Source organism: Bacillus sp. JJ783 (assembly GCF_036963225.1).
Lineage (GTDB): Bacteria > Bacillota > Bacilli > Bacillales > Bacillaceae_G > Bacillus_A > Bacillus_A cereus_U.
Genome location: NZ_JBALMG010000095.1, coordinates 14,072 through 28,372, shown reverse-complemented (window position 1 = coordinate 28,372; position 14,301 = coordinate 14,072). Strand labels below are relative to the sequence as shown.

The following is a 14,301-nucleotide window of genomic DNA, read 5'->3' as shown; positions in this document are numbered from 1 at the left end:
CTAGTTCCTCTCTTCCAACTAAATAGAAAAGAGTTGGAAACCGGTTCTTCAAACCCTCACTCGGAGGCTCACTTCTTTCACTTACCTAAAAACACTCAATATTTATGGTCTTACATCGCATGGAAACCTATTAGGCACTGACCGCTTCCTCACTTGGCTAGTTCCTCTCTTCCAACCAAAAAAACGCTTTTCAAAACTTTTTTACAACACTAACTTATCAACTAAACCAATTAACTCTTGAATATCAGGCTTACTCACTTGAGCATTCGCTCCAACTGCCTCACCTTTATGGAACAACTCATTCGTAATTAAAGAAGAGAAAATAATAACTGGTAATTGCTTCATTACTTCACTATCTTTAATTACTTTCGTTAAATGGTGTCCATCCATTTTTGGCATTTCAATATCTGTAATAAGCAGATGAATATGTTCAAACATTTTTTCATCTTGCTCTTTTGCTAGTTTTTCAATTTGTGCTAACGCTTCTGCACCATTGCTGAAGAAATTCATTTTCGTATATCCAGCTGTTGATAATGTTTCTTCTAGTATTTGGCGAAGCATCGCTGAATCTTCCGCAATATAAATAACTTTTTCAGCTCGATCTGTTTTTTGCTCTAATCCTGAAAGTGTTTTATTGTCATAACCAGTGTTACTAATTTCGCAAACAATTTTTTCATAATCTAACAATAAGATAATTTTCCCATCTAGTTTTACAATTCCAGACGTCGTTTCTTCTAGTCCCATAGATAATGAAGCTGGCTCATCAATTTGTTCCCAAGAAATGCGTTGAATACGATGCACTTCATCAACACGGAAAATAACTTTCATTTGGTTTAATTCCGAGATGATAAATTTCGTTTGATCAAGTGGCTTTATAGATTTTAAATTAAGAGCTGTCGCTAAGTTAATAACAGGTAAGATTTCACCGCGTACTTGAACAACACCTTCAACTGCATGATGAGATTCCGGCACAGTTGTAACAGGGAATGGATTAATAATTTCACGCACTTTCATTACATTGATGCTAAATAAATTTTCACCAACAGTATAAGTTACGATTTCTAATTCGTTTGTTCCACTTTCTAATAAAATACTTTGTGCTTGTGACATAAAGGTGTCGCTCCCCTTTCATTAATTCCGTATATCTAATTATTAATCTTTAATAAACCCCAAAAGTCAACTACCTATATGAAAATAGGGGTAGTTGACTGAGCCTTATAGTTTTAAAGTAATAAAAACAGTGGTAAAGCTTAATCTTGTATAAACGACGCAAGTGCCTCTAGTAACACTTCTTGCGCTCCTACAATTTCTGTCGGCATCGCTTCCCATTTTTTTGCAAGCTCTGTTTCCACTCTCACTCTAAGCTCTGGATTCATTTCTCCTAGCACATATTCCTTTGTAGCTATATCAACATCAAGGAGTGCAAGTGCATATAATTCCGGATCGTTTATTTTTTTAAATACTTGTTTCAATACCGCCGGTGCTATATGTTTTAACTTTTCAATGTGAATTTCCTTATCCGAAAATAGTAACTCATATTGAATAAACGTAACATTTTCTTTAATCACTTTAAAATAGCAATTATTCTTTTTATCATTTACAAAATAACCGTTCGGATCTGCAATAATACTCTCTACTTGACGTATTAAATTAGGCAAACTACTCGCCGTCATTACAGTACGTTGCTCAACCTCACTTGGCGAAATGAATGTAACGCGATACTTATTCTGCGCCATCCTCCTCACCTCTCCTTTTATATAAACTTAGTCTAATTGTACACTATAGCACAACTATCTTAAATTAATCTAAATCTATTTCAAATCACTACTTATAGACCCTATCTTCAAAAAGAGAAGAGGCACCACCACAATTGACTTTCGGCCTCCTCAACTAACCTAGAACCTATCAATCTCATTCATGGCTCCTCGCCCCTTCAACTACCTTAGAACCTCTCCATATCTCTGGTCTTACAACATGCGAGCCACTCATAAGCACTAACCGCTACTACTCATCGCTAGGCCATCTCTCAAAACTTTAAATGAACACAACTACAATCGCTATTCATCTAAGCCATCGTTTCACACATCTTAAGCTAACCTAGTACCACTCCATATCTCTGGTCTCACAATGCACGAACCACACATAGGCACTGACCGCTACTACTCATCGATGGGCCCTCTCTCAAAACCTAAAAAGAAAGCTTTTAAGCCCCTTTCAACAACTCAATGTTATTGAACCAAAAAGCAAGCTGCTGATCCGTAATATTCGGCAACATAACGAAAAACTCACGGCACTTCATCTCATCTTTAAACAGTTGATACTTCCAAACACTGTCGCTACCAATACTTACGAAATAAAACTCGTGTATACGGCCAATGATTGCTTGTTTTTCACCAAACGAATATGGAGGTACTTGTTTGATTTCAAATTGATCTGGTAAATATACATGCTCTTCTCGTTCTATTTTTAACACTTGCTCAGCAAGCTCACGTTTATTTTCGAAAAAAGGCAATTGTAAAATTCGTTCTTGTCTTGTCATACGAATATAAAACCCTTTCTACTACGTTACAATTTTTCTTCACAATATATTATCGAATTAAGTTCACAACTTCATTTAATACTTCATCTGAAATTTTAATTACTTTCGCATTTCCTTGGAATCCGCGTTGGTATAACATTAAATCAACAAATTCTACAGATAAATCTACGTTTGCACCTTCTTGTGCGCCACCACGTACTTTTCCTGCACCGTTTTGACCAGATGCGCCCAGTGCTAAAATACCAGTTGTATTCGTCGCTGTATAGTTACCGTTTCCGTTTTTCATTAAACCGCCCTCATTTGGGAACATTGCAACAGCTAACTGACCAGCAGATTTCATACTTCCATCTGAATATTTTACCATCACATATCCACCGTCAGCAATAAAGCAATCTTTAACGGTTGCCGCTGCTCTACCATCTACTTCTGTTACTGCTAATGTTTTATCTGTCGGATGATTTGTTAATTTACTAAAATCTAAATTTATTGTTCCGCCATTAAACGGAATAGGTGCTCCAGGGTTTGTCTGGTTTGGATTTCCTACTGCATCAAATGTCATTTCACCATTTGCATTTGGAACATCTTCAAACGTTGTTGCTTTTTTCGAATCGTTACGCATCTGTACTTTGTATGAATAATTATGTTCGCTCGTTCGTGTAAACTCTACACGCATTGTCCATGTATTACCGGCATCATCGTATACAGGCAAATCTTGCGTGATTTTTGTTGCATCAGTTGGAATGTTCCCTTTAATTGTACCTTTCGATGTTCGAATACCTCCAATTGCCGTTCCCATTGGGATTTGCAACGGTCCTGGAATACCAGATAAATCAACTTCACCAGTCGCTTCATTTGCAGGATATGCAAACACGTATTGTCCTTCTGTATTCGTAATATAGTAATCTGAAGATATTCCGAACGTACCTTTACGCGTAAATTCCATGTTACCGCCTTTTGAATCACCCACTACGAAGAAACCATTACCTTCCATCGCTGCTTGTGTTTTACCACCCGTTAGCGTAATTGTACCATCGCTATAATCCGTAACTGTTCCGCTCATTTTCACACCGTTACCGATACTTTTCGGGTTCGTCCCTGCGTATTTATCGTCGCCTTTTGAACCAATTGAATTGTTATATAGTAAATCATCAAACATTGCTTTTTGTTTTTTATAACCTACTGTTTGTGCGTTGGCAATATTATTTGAAGTTACACTTAATGCATTTTGTGTTGCATTCATTCCTGTAATACTTGTATATAACGCTTTAATCATAACGTATGGACACTCCCTTATGAATTTGTTGTTTTTACTTCTTCAGTTACTTTTTGATCGTCTTTCTTTGCATCTTCTGGATTCGTTTCTCCAATTGGTTTATCAGACACTCTTTCCACGAAACGAAGAGACACTACTTTATTATCAATAACGAGCTGTACTTCGTTATTTTCTGCAAGGCGAACTGTCTCTACTTGACCAGTGACTTTGTTCCCTTCACCGTCAATACCTCTTACATACTTTCCTAAAAACTTCATTCCACCATCAAGCGCTGTCGAATACATCGTTGTTCTTAAAGAGTCAACCGCTTTTGTCATATTTTGTACTTGTTCCATAAGAGATAATTGCGCTGTTTGGTTCATCATTTGATTCATATCCATCGCATTAAATGGATCTTGATGTTGGAAACTCGATAAAAACAATTTTAGGAAATCATCTTTTCCCATTACCCCAGGAGTTTTTTGCTCCCCTGCTGAAACTCCATTTGTTTGTTGAACTGGCGATTGTACACCGTTAACAGGTACATTACTTTTTTGCGCTCCTGCTTGTAACGGAATATGATTTGTACTCGTTGTATTTAATCCAACTGTTGGCACGCTTTATTCCTCCAATAATCCCGCAAATTCTTTTGATTGTTGTTTCTCATGTTTCGTATTTGCTAATTTTTGTTTTTGCCTTTGCTCTTGCTCTCGCTGTTCTTTACGATGTTCATCTTTTTCTGAATAACTAATTTGAATATTAATTTCTTTTTCTTTTAACTTTAGCTTCAATTCGTCAAAAATCATTTCAACACGTTTTTTCGCATCGTGTTTTTCCATTTCTACATGGACATCAATTTGATCTCCATGCTTTTTCATAAATACAGTTAATGTACCAAGTTTCTCTGGATTTAGCTGGAATAAAACACGTTCTTGTTTCACTACAAATTTTTGCAGAGCTTCTACTTGCGCTTCCATCTTCTTGCCTAAGTCAGGTAATGTAACCTTCTCAGCTCCACTATTTTGTTTTCCTATTTGGTCAGTACCCGTTGCTTTATTTAATAACTCCGCTCCGGCCGAACTTGAGTCATTTAACTGATCGACTTTTGGTAACTCTACCTTCACATCATCGCTCTCTGCTTTCGGGAGTTCTACTTCCTTAGAATCCTCTTGTTTCTTTGCAATATTACAAGTTTCTGATTCTACGACTTTTAATACTTGCAACGTCTGCTCTGGCATTTTCATCTTGTCTAACGCCATTTGCATTGTATCTTCTAAACATATGGCATTCTTAATGTTCATGTTTGAAAGCAATTCTTGTAATTGCTGTAATTCAGCTGCAGGCAATTCGTTCAGTTTAATATTTCCGTATTCTTTATATAATTCTTGTATTTTTTGTATGTATTGATATAACAATTCTGGTTGCACACGTAATTGCTCAATTGCAATCATTTGCTCAGATACAGCTAGTAATAATTGTTCTGTCTCTTTTTTTTCTTCTTTCTTTACACTCGGTTCTTCTTTCGTTACCGTTTTTTTTGCGAGAAGATATTCTTTCTTCTCTTCTTCTGGTGCTTCTTCTCGTTTCGTTTTCTCCGTTTTCGGCTGTTTTTTATTTTCAATTCTCATTGTATTATCAAATGAAGAATTTTCATTTTTCGATTGTATTTCTAGCCCTTTTTCTTTTTGCGGAGGTAAACTCTGTTGCACCGGTAATACAAATTGTATCACTACATCCACCTCATCCGTTCATACACATTTTTAAATCAAGAAGCATTTTTTCTTCTAACTTTTCTTTTACTTTCGCAAGCTTCTTACAATCTTCTTGATACATTTCATCAATGACACGTTCTTTTTCTTTTATTTTCTCTAAAAGGCTTTCATTTTTTTGAATAAAACCTTCTGTTTTTTTAATTTTCCGATTCCATTCTTCTATTCTTTCAGGTGAAAATGTATGTGAAGACAGCATACCAGCCATAATACGTTGCCCAGTTTGTACGACTTTACTACGCGATTTCACAACATACAGATCATATTCTTTTTTTTGTTCTATTTTTCTTTTTTCAGCTGTTAGTTCGTACACTTCTTTCAAGATTTGTTCTTTCTCTTGATTAATCTGCAATTTTATCGTGTCGTACTGCTGCTTATCCACCCGTTTTCATAGCCCCTTCCTATTATAACGTTCCCTTTTTCTATTATATAGTTTTTTTACAAAAAAATCTGTGAAATATTAAAAACAAAAAAATAAGACCTCAAAGGGCGAGATCTTATACAATATGGTGCATCGCTTGGACAACATCTTCAAAATGAAAACTATCCGTTCTACCTTGTTTTAAAAACATATTTATAGCTTCTACTTTATTTTTACATTCAAAAATATAAGCATTTTCTTCATTTTCTTGAATTGTTCCTAGTTTAAAATACAATTCATTTTCTTTATAAATAGATAAAATTTTTCTCATTTCATTTGCAAGTTGCCAATGATTCGGCGATACGATTTCTTCCATAATCCTACTTACCGAATCTAGTACAGAAATGGCAGGGTAATGACTAAGAGTTGCGAGCTCACGTTTTAATACAATATGTCCATCTAAAATACCACGAGCTAAATCTGGTACAGGACCATTTAAATCGTCACCATCAACTAACACTGTATAAATACCTGTTATTGCCCCTTTTTGTGTTTTTCCGGATCGCTCTAATAACTTTTTCATATAACTTTCCATTAAGAGTGTTTTACCACCGATTGGTAATTCTTTGACTGCAATGTCAACACTTCGGCGAGCGTCGGCAAAACGAGTAACTGAATCCATCATAAGTAATACATTATTTCCTTGATCACGGAAATATTCAGCAATAGACGTTGCAAGTTTTGCCGCACGAAGTTGCATAAGGTGACTTTCATCTGACGTCGCTACAACAACGACGCTTTTTTTCATACCTTCTTCACCTAATTCTTTTCGAATAAAGTCTTTTACTTCCCGGCCACGCTCACCTACTAAACTAATAACGTTAATATCAGCTTTTGCGTTTTTCGCAATCATTCCAAGTAATGTAGATTTCCCAACACCCGATCCTGCGAAAATACCAATCTTTTGACCGATCCCAATCGTTAACATGGAATCAATCGATTTAATTCCCGTTTCAAATACATCTGTAATTTCTTCACGCTCAAATGCATGAATCGGCGGTGCATCTAATTTTATTTTTTGCACTGGAATATTTTCAGCCTCTTCGTTTAATACTTTGCCATTTGCACTTAACACTTTTCCAAGCAAATGATTACCACGGGGCACAACGACATCTTCTGCAATTAATGTAACTGAATCTCCATAACACACCTTTTCTGTCTGTTCAAATGGGAGTAACATATTGTTTTCTTTTTCAATTGCAATAACTTCACATAAGACGCTATGTTCTCCAACGAGACAAACATCTCCAATCTTCGCTTTCGGACCTTTCGCTACAAAAAACTGCTCTTGTACACTATGAACTTTGCCAGCTTTCGTATAAAACGGCGTTTCAATAAACGTATTCCATTTATTATGTTCGTTCATGAGCTTGTTGTTCATACATTTTGCTCCTCAAACAACTTTTCTTCTTCCCATTTATGACGAAGTTTCGCAAATATAGGTGCAAATTTAAATTCAAAGAACTCTTTCTCTTCTTCCAAAACAAATTCGCCAAACTGTAAAGAAAAATCATACTTCCATTCTACTAATTGTAGTAACCAATACTCTTTCGTATTTTCTTTCTCTTCTTGTATACGCTCAAATGTTTCTGGATGAACCGTTATAATTAACTTTTCAAATGAAGTAGGCAATGTTTGGACGATACCTGTTAATATTGGCAGAACATCTAATAATCGTGAATCTACCGCTTGATTCACAATTTTTTCTGCTAATTGAAAAGATTGATTCCATAATAACTCAGTCCATTCATATGCTGTTTCTTGTTGCTCTTTTTGAAACTGTAAACGCGTTGCTTCCATCTGTTCCATTTGTTCATGAATATGCATTTGAAACTCTTCTTTAGCCTGCAACAACTGCTGATGCTCTCGTTCTAACGTTTGCTGATGCTGCCTTAGCTGATTCATTTCCATATGTAATGCATCTTGCTGCGCAAGAAGTTCTGCATGATCTACTTGTATTTTTCCTTCAGCGTGAACTGGTATTGGTTTTGGAAACTGTAATTCATACGTTTCTTCAGAAAAAGAAACAGAATTCTTCGGAATTCTGTTTTTAAATAAGGACATCATCTTCACCTCTTTGAACGATAATTCTTCCTTCTTTTTCTAGTTTTTTCACTGTACCTGTAATCGTTTGCTGCGCTTTTTCAGCATCCGTCATCTTAAGCGGTCCTAAGCCATCTAACTCTTCTAGAATCATCTCTTTACGGTTTGAAGACATACATGTAAATAATTTCTCTTTAATTTCTTCTTTTGCAATTTTAATTGCTTTCGCAATAACACCGTTATCTGTAATTTCCTCTAATACGCGGCGAAGTGCAAGATCTTCAAGACCGAGTAAGTCTTCAAAGACAAACATATTTTCTTTAATTTTCTCAGATAACTCATAATCGACTTCATCGAGCTTTTGAAAGACTGTTTTTTCAACGCCTCGTGAAACGTTATTTAAAATGTTCACAATCGTTTTCAATCCATCTGTTTTATTAATAGCACTAAATGCCATATTATTTAATTTTGCTTTTAATAACTCACCAATTTGATTAATTAATTCACCATCTACTTGCTCTAGCTTCGCAATGCCCATTACCGTTTCTACACGTTTATGATCTGGTAACCTCTCAATTAATTGAGAAGCAAGTTGAGGCTTAATATAAGAAGCAATAATTGCTATCGTTTGTGGCGATTCATCATTAAGCACTGTAAGAAGTGGTTCTAAATCTGTAAGTGAATTTAAGAATTCAAATGGATTATCTTTGTTGTACCAAAGGTCTTCCAATAATTTTTCCAATTCGTCTTCTGGCATATTTTTAAATATACGACGAATGTATTCTTTATCTGGAGTCACTAAATTCAATTCTTTTACATTTAGTTCATACAGAAACTCCCCTAGTACATTTTCTAACGTTTCTGGTTTATATATACGAAACTTCGCAATTTCACGAAGTAACACTTCTTTTTCCTCAGCCGTCATATATTCAATGACTTTTGCTGCCACCTCTTCGTCTAATGTACGAATGAGGATGGCAGCTTTTTCTTTGGAGGAGATTTCATCTAACATTGTTTTTCCTCCCTTACTATCCGTTTAGCCATTTTTTAATAACTTTTGCAGTACCTTCTACATGCTCTCTCGTAGCTTCCTGCACTTGGTCATCTAATGTAGGTTCTGTCGGTTCTACTGGTTCTGGTCTTGGCTCTGGCACCATTTTTTCCTCAGGAATTTCCATAATACTTTCACTACTTGCAGCAACTTCCTCTTCTGCTAAGTATTCATCATATTCCTCTTCTTCTTTCTTTTTCTTACGTCTTGCTAAGAAGAACCATAATAGGCCACCAAGCGCTAACAATCCACCTGTAATTCCACCGAATAACCACCAGTTAATGCCGATTTTTTCTGGCTCTTTCTCTTTCTCTACTTTCGGTTGATCAAACTGAACAGTTACAACGTTAACTTGACCATTTATAAAGTTTCCATTCGGATCAGCTTGAAGTCCAGCAGCTGTACCAATTGCTTCTTTAAACGTTGTCATATCAATTCTTCGTTTTACTAACGTATCATTATCCACCCATACAACAACATTTGTTTTTGTTAATTCCGGATGTTTCTTAATCGTTTCAACCGTTTTATCTATCTCATAGTTTTCAACTTTGTTACCATTTTTATTATCGTAGACGATTTTACCATTTTGATTATTGTTCGTACCGTAGTTTGGCACTTCACCATTCGCTGTAATACCAGCACTTGGCTTCGCATCCGCTCCCTCTTGCGCAGTAGAGCTTTCCTCTTGCTCTTGTTTACTGCGAAGTACACCTTTATCACCATATTTTTCTGACTGACGTGTAACTTCATCATAATTTACAGACACTTTCGTATTCACTTTATATTCATTTGGCTTAAACATCGTCATTAACGTCGCGTCAATATCTTGCTTTAATTTACCTTCAATTTGTTGTTGCATCTCAACTTCTTTTTCATAAGAAGAGGAACTAGTAGATTGCGCTGCATCTGCTCCTTTTGAGATAACACCTTTTTTGCTATCAATAACACTTACTTCTTCTGCTTTCACACCTGGAACGGCTGCACTAATCATTTGCTGTATACCCGCAACTTGATCAGCTGTTAATAGTTGTCCACGTTTCACACCAATAGTAATTGCTGCTGTTCCCTTTGCCTTTTCTTCATCAAAAATGGTTTCTTTTTCAGGTAATGTAATTTGCACATTTGCCGTTTCAATTGTCGCAAAGTTTCGTACAATATCTTGCTCCAATTGCTTTTTCGTACCGACAATCTGCTTCATTTTCTTATCTTGCTCACTTGAACCGAGCGAGCTTTCTAATAAAATTTCCTCACCGCTTTTTGAATTAAACGGTAAGCCCATTCCATTCATTTCTTTTCGAACCCATGGAGCATCGTTCTTTTGCACTCGAATCGAACCATCGGCTGCTAATTGGTAGTCAACACCTAGCTTCGATAATTCTGCTGTAATCTCTTGCTTATCTGTATCGTTTAAATTTTGATATACAACAACATATTTATCTGGCAAGGTGAAGTATAAAAGTGCTCCTGTTACAATCGCTAAGAGCGCAGCACCAATTACTAACTTATGCCCCGTTTTCAACGATTGGAAAACATTTTTTATCTTTTCCATTTAAACACACCCGTCCATTTTCCTAAATTTGCATATTAATTAGTGACTTATAATTCTCAATAAGATTATCTCGTACAAGAGCAGCCGTTTTCATTTGTGATTCAGCTTTCTTCTGCTGAATTAAAACGTCATGTGTTTCTCCTACCCCTTTTGTCAATAAATCATATACCGCAGTTTGTGCATTATTTTGTGTTTGATTCATATCTTCCAATAAATCAATAAACTTTTTACCTTCAACTACAGATGTTTGTGAAGTTTTCGGTGCACCAATTGGTTGAATCGCTTCAAATGGCTGGGTATTTAACATTGGTTGGATTTTCATATTTCCCCTCTTCCCTCTTATCCTCGGCCGATTTCTAAATCTTTATCGAGCATTTTTTTGTTCGCATTTAATACACTTGTATTTGCTTCATACATTTTTTGAGCAACCATTACATTCGTCATCTCAGCTGTCACATCGATGTTCGGATAACGTACATATCCTTCTTCATTTGCATGTGGATGCGTTGGATCATATACTAGATTTTCGTTTCGGTCTGTTTCAATACTTTTTATTTTCACTCCGTTAGCAGGAGCTCCCTCTAGCATATTTGCAAAATTATTATTTGATTCTAGCACCACACTTCGGCGTTGATACGGCTCTGCGTCTGGCGCCCCCGTCGTATTCGCATTTACGATATTGTTAGAAGTAACTTCCATCCATTTTCTCGCTGTAGTTAGCGCTGAGCCACTTGCATTAATTGCTTGGAACATCGTTGTCTCCCCTTCTACTCTTAACGTCCACGTGCTGCTTGGTTAATTGCGTATTGCGTATTAATCGCATTAATTGAAATACCATATAATTGGTTTGTTTTCATTAAATCTAGCATTTCTGTCGTTACATCCACGCTATTTCCATCTTTATTCGTCTGCATTGATTTCGTTTGAATCTTTGCATATGTATTTTTCGCATTTGCTGTCGGTAAGTGCATTTCATTCGTTTGATATAAGTCTGAATTACTCTTTAAATCCGCAGCATTTTTTTTGAATAGTGGATTATTCATATTCATTTGTTCAGCAAATGTTACATCTTGTGCTTTAAACCCCGGTGTATTCGCATTTGCAATATTACTAGAAACAGTATTTCGCTTCGTTACTAAATAATTCATATAATGACTAACATCACTAACTAAGTCCGGCATATTCCACACCCTTCTTTTTTCCATCATGCTCGCTTACGGCATGATCATCCACTGATGGAAGTTTCACTTTATTATTCATTTCCTTATATGTATTTATTTATTAAAATATTATCTATTACATACCCTTTCATATTTTATTCCATTTTCCCATTGTTGTCTTTAGAAAAATACAAAAATATATAAAAGAATATAAAAAACTGTATTCACTTAGTAATCTATATAACATTTCAATATAAGAACAATAAAATAAAGTTCATTTTTTTATTATTTAGATTATTTCCGTTCTTTCATTACAGTCATAAAGTGAAACCTCAATCAGCGGAACGCTTTTATTCAAACAACGGAATGGATTCCCCCTATAATAAGGAGAAATCCGTTTCCATACTTTACAATTAATATTTACCGTAAAACGAATTAGCTTTCATTCGTCCATCATTTGTCATAATCATTTCTTCCAAAATCTTTTGCTTATCTCGAATATGTTGAGCTGCCTTTATTATTAATGGACTCACTTCCGCTGCAACATCTGCTCGCGTCTTTTCATCCAAAGTCATCATCCAGCGATTTAACATAGCACTTTTCTCAGCAAATTCTTCATCAGACACTTGCAATTCACCGATTTCATTAAAACAGCCGACAAACGCTCGATAAATATCATTGTTCATTTTCAAGTGCTCCGCGGTAACCGTCTATTAAATCTTGTAACACTTGCACAATCGCATCCATGTCTTTTGCTTCACGTGTTACTTTCATCGTCTGAATTTGAATGCTAATCCAATCGTATAAACCGAATAGGCTATCATATAAATCTTTAGTAATCTCAGGATTTAATTGAAGCTTTAACTCTTCAAAAATACGTTCTAATTTTTCAAGAAGTGCATCTCCTTCTTGTAGTTTAAAAGTATTTAAAAGCTCTTCTAAATTACGAAACTCAACGATACATCTTTCATAAATAAAAATTGTATTTTTAATTGGATTACTCGTCATAATATCATTTTGCATATAGCGTTGCCATGCTTGCATACAATCACTTCCTTAACTTTCATTAATCATCACTTTTTTGTTTTGTCATTGCTTTAATAGTTTTCAATTGGCTATCAAGCTCCGCTAGTGTACTTTCTAGTTTTTGATACTTCTTCACAATTTCATCTTGTTTTTGCAGATTTTGTGTTTCAATATCTTTAATCTTTTTATCTAAATCACTTACACGTGAATCGATGTTTTTTACTCGCTCTCCAACTACACCTTTATCACCAAATAGTTTATCAAGTGGCTCTTCCATCTTCTTCCCTAAACCGTTAGAACCAAAGAAAAATTGCTTCGCTGCATCCGGCTTGTCTTTTAGCGCTTGTGTTAATTTTTCATCATTAACTTCCATCGTCCCGTCTTGCTTTAATTGAATTCCAAATGAAAACAAATAATTACCGTCTTGAGAAAATGTTACGACGTTATTCATCGCTTGACGTACACTTTGCATAATGGCTTGACCTTGGAAGGCTCCACCTTTTCCAGCAAAAATATCTATTGTAGAAACAGCTTTATTATAATCAGCTACCATTTTTTTAATAATGTTTGATGCGTCTGTTACATTTGAATCACTTACTGTAAACTTCAGATCAATACCTTTTACTTTTGAATCTGTTGTTGTACCTGCAGCTGGTTTTTCTTCACCTGGTTTTTCGTCTACTTTTGGCTCCGTTACTTTTAACAATTCAATTTTCACGCCAGGAAGAGCTTCAATTGTATTCGTAGGACTTTTGTCCTCGATACCGTTAATACTATATATAGCATTTTCCGCTTCATTAATAGTATTTAATTTCATTTCCGTCTTAGTTTCACTGTCTTGATCTGTGCCTGTCCCTTTAATTTCCACCTCTGAATAAAATAGTTCAGTAAGTACATTAGGTGGTGTACTTGCTAATTTAATAGCGTTTGCCTCTCCTTCTTTCGTAGAGGACATAAAAATTTTACTACCAAGTGTATATGCTGATACCCCATAATCTCCATCATTAATTTTATTAATTAAATCTTTATATGTCATATCAGTTGTTACTTTTAGTTCTTTATCGCCTAGTTTTATTGTTTCATTTCTTGGAAGCTTCTCATTTATATTATCAATAGAATTAGAAGCTATTTGATGACGCTGTGCGAGCTGTGTAATCGTCATATTAAAAGTTCCTGCAATCGCTCCACCATCAGCTTTTACATTAATATAACCGTCTTGTGTTGTTGTAACTTTTTTCTCATTCCCTTTAAAAGCCGCTAAGTTTTTAAATGTTTGTGTGAAAGAACTAAATTCTGATTTTAAACTTGTGTATAATAGTTTATCTTGTGAAAGTTGGTTCTTTTCATTAGCATACGGTGTTTTTCTCATATCTAACGCTTGCATTTCTAATTCTACAAAGTTAGATGTATCGATCATATTATTTCCGAGGTTCCAGATCTGTTGTCTACCGCCAATACCTGTTAATGTTCCTGCCATGTTGTCGCACTCCT

The 14,301-nt window shown here is 35.4% G+C and carries 17 protein-coding genes; all 17 read right to left on the bottom strand.

The window, feature by feature from the left end; translation table 11 throughout:
* Positions 1 to 201: 201 nt before the first annotated feature.
* Entirely contained in the window at positions 202 to 1,110 is a 909-nt protein-coding gene (locus tag V7038_RS19840) for a chemotaxis protein (protein ID WP_002201040.1), read from the bottom strand.
* A gap of 140 nt (positions 1,111 to 1,250) precedes the next feature.
* Entirely contained in the window at positions 1,251 to 1,736 is a 486-nt protein-coding gene (locus tag V7038_RS19835; protein WP_070139051.1) for a LysR family transcriptional regulator, read from the bottom strand.
* A 467-nt stretch (positions 1,737 to 2,203) separates the two neighbouring features.
* Positions 2,204 to 2,539 (bottom strand): DUF3964 family protein, encoded by a 336-nt coding sequence (locus tag V7038_RS19830; protein WP_002202541.1) that lies wholly within the window; start codon positions 2,537 to 2,539, stop codon positions 2,204 to 2,206.
* Positions 2,540 to 2,588: 49 nt separating this feature from the next.
* A complete protein-coding gene (locus V7038_RS19825) occupies positions 2,589 to 3,812 on the bottom strand; it encodes a flagellar hook protein FlgE (protein WP_002202542.1) in 1,224 nt (407 codons plus the stop codon).
* Between the two features lie 17 nt (positions 3,813 to 3,829).
* The gene (locus tag V7038_RS19820; protein WP_002202543.1) at positions 3,830 to 4,408 is read right to left on the bottom strand and encodes a flagellar hook assembly protein FlgD; all 579 of its coding nucleotides are present in this window, start codon (positions 4,406 to 4,408) and stop codon (positions 3,830 to 3,832) included.
* Positions 4,409 to 4,411: 3 nt separating this feature from the next.
* Positions 4,412 to 5,521, bottom strand: coding sequence for a flagellar hook-length control protein FliK (locus V7038_RS19815; protein WP_335695536.1), 1,110 nt, complete (start codon positions 5,519 to 5,521; stop codon positions 4,412 to 4,414).
* A gap of 10 nt (positions 5,522 to 5,531) precedes the next feature.
* Positions 5,532 to 5,942: a hypothetical protein gene (locus V7038_RS19810; protein WP_002201046.1), complete on the bottom strand. Its 411-nt coding sequence runs from the start codon at positions 5,940 to 5,942 to the stop codon at positions 5,532 to 5,534.
* A 115-nt stretch (positions 5,943 to 6,057) separates the two neighbouring features.
* Entirely contained in the window at positions 6,058 to 7,362 is a 1,305-nt protein-coding gene (fliI, locus tag V7038_RS19805) for a flagellar protein export ATPase FliI (RefSeq protein ID WP_335695535.1), read from the bottom strand.
* The gene (locus V7038_RS19800; protein ID WP_335695534.1) at positions 7,359 to 8,045 is read right to left on the bottom strand and encodes a FliH/SctL family protein; all 687 of its coding nucleotides are present in this window, start codon (positions 8,043 to 8,045) and stop codon (positions 7,359 to 7,361) included. Before V7038_RS19800 ends, fliI begins: the two co-directional genes overlap by 4 nt.
* Positions 8,032 to 9,036, bottom strand: a complete 1,005-nt coding sequence (locus V7038_RS19795) for a flagellar motor switch protein FliG (RefSeq protein ID WP_078180524.1) — start codon at positions 9,034 to 9,036, stop codon at positions 8,032 to 8,034. Before V7038_RS19795 ends, V7038_RS19800 begins: the two co-directional genes overlap by 14 nt.
* 16 nt (positions 9,037 to 9,052) lie before the next feature.
* Positions 9,053 to 10,624: a flagellar basal-body MS-ring/collar protein FliF gene (gene fliF, locus V7038_RS19790; RefSeq protein ID WP_335695533.1), complete on the bottom strand. Its 1,572-nt coding sequence runs from the start codon at positions 10,622 to 10,624 to the stop codon at positions 9,053 to 9,055.
* A gap of 22 nt (positions 10,625 to 10,646) precedes the next feature.
* On the bottom strand, positions 10,647 to 10,946 hold the full coding sequence (gene fliE / locus V7038_RS19785) for a flagellar hook-basal body complex protein FliE (protein ID WP_002201051.1): 300 nt from the start codon (positions 10,944 to 10,946) through the stop codon (positions 10,647 to 10,649).
* A 17-nt stretch (positions 10,947 to 10,963) separates the two neighbouring features.
* A complete protein-coding gene (gene flgC, locus V7038_RS19780) occupies positions 10,964 to 11,377 on the bottom strand; it encodes a flagellar basal body rod protein FlgC (protein ID WP_335695532.1) in 414 nt (137 codons plus the stop codon).
* A gap of 20 nt (positions 11,378 to 11,397) precedes the next feature.
* Entirely contained in the window at positions 11,398 to 11,805 is a 408-nt protein-coding gene (gene flgB, locus V7038_RS19775) for a flagellar basal body rod protein FlgB (RefSeq protein WP_002201053.1), read from the bottom strand.
* Positions 11,806 to 12,197: 392 nt separating this feature from the next.
* Positions 12,198 to 12,470: a hypothetical protein gene (locus tag V7038_RS19770; RefSeq protein ID WP_002201054.1), complete on the bottom strand. Its 273-nt coding sequence runs from the start codon at positions 12,468 to 12,470 to the stop codon at positions 12,198 to 12,200.
* Positions 12,460 to 12,828, bottom strand: coding sequence for a flagellar export chaperone FliS (gene fliS / locus V7038_RS19765; RefSeq protein WP_002012050.1), 369 nt, complete (start codon positions 12,826 to 12,828; stop codon positions 12,460 to 12,462). The genes V7038_RS19770 and fliS overlap by 11 nt, the downstream gene beginning before the upstream one ends.
* A 22-nt stretch (positions 12,829 to 12,850) precedes the next feature.
* Positions 12,851 to 14,287, bottom strand: coding sequence for a flagellar hook-associated protein 2 (locus tag V7038_RS19760; RefSeq protein ID WP_335695531.1), 1,437 nt, complete (start codon positions 14,285 to 14,287; stop codon positions 12,851 to 12,853).
* Between the last annotated feature and the right edge of the window lie 14 nt (positions 14,288 to 14,301).

Coding starts and splice junctions, on each gene's coding strand:
- fliF (WP_335695533.1), bottom strand. CDS start 10,624: ATGGAAAAGATAAAAAATGTTTTCCAATCGTTGAAAACGGGGCATAAG.
- fliI (WP_335695535.1), bottom strand. CDS start 7,362: ATGAACAACAAGCTCATGAACGAACATAATAAATGGAATACGTTTATT.
- V7038_RS19835 (WP_070139051.1), bottom strand. CDS start 1,736: ATGGCGCAGAATAAGTATCGCGTTACATTCATTTCGCCAAGTGAGGTT.
- V7038_RS19800 (WP_335695534.1), bottom strand. CDS start 8,045: ATGTCCTTATTTAAAAACAGAATTCCGAAGAATTCTGTTTCTTTTTCT.
- flgC (WP_335695532.1), bottom strand. CDS start 11,377: ATGTTCCAAGCAATTAATGCAAGTGGCTCAGCGCTAACTACAGCGAGA.
- fliS (WP_002012050.1), bottom strand. CDS start 12,828: ATGCAAGCATGGCAACGCTATATGCAAAATGATATTATGACGAGTAAT.
- flgB (WP_002201053.1), bottom strand. CDS start 11,805: ATGCCGGACTTAGTTAGTGATGTTAGTCATTATATGAATTATTTAGTA.
- V7038_RS19795 (WP_078180524.1), bottom strand. CDS start 9,036: ATGTTAGATGAAATCTCCTCCAAAGAAAAAGCTGCCATCCTCATTCGT.
- V7038_RS19770 (WP_002201054.1), bottom strand. CDS start 12,470: ATGAACAATGATATTTATCGAGCGTTTGTCGGCTGTTTTAATGAAATC.
- V7038_RS19825 (WP_002202542.1), bottom strand. CDS start 3,812: ATGATTAAAGCGTTATATACAAGTATTACAGGAATGAATGCAACACAA.
- V7038_RS19830 (WP_002202541.1), bottom strand. CDS start 2,539: ATGACAAGACAAGAACGAATTTTACAATTGCCTTTTTTCGAAAATAAA.
- V7038_RS19760 (WP_335695531.1), bottom strand. CDS start 14,287: ATGGCAGGAACATTAACAGGTATTGGCGGTAGACAACAGATCTGGAAC.
- fliE (WP_002201051.1), bottom strand. CDS start 10,946: ATGAAAATCCAACCAATGTTAAATACCCAGCCATTTGAAGCGATTCAA.
- V7038_RS19840 (WP_002201040.1), bottom strand. CDS start 1,110: ATGTCACAAGCACAAAGTATTTTATTAGAAAGTGGAACAAACGAATTA.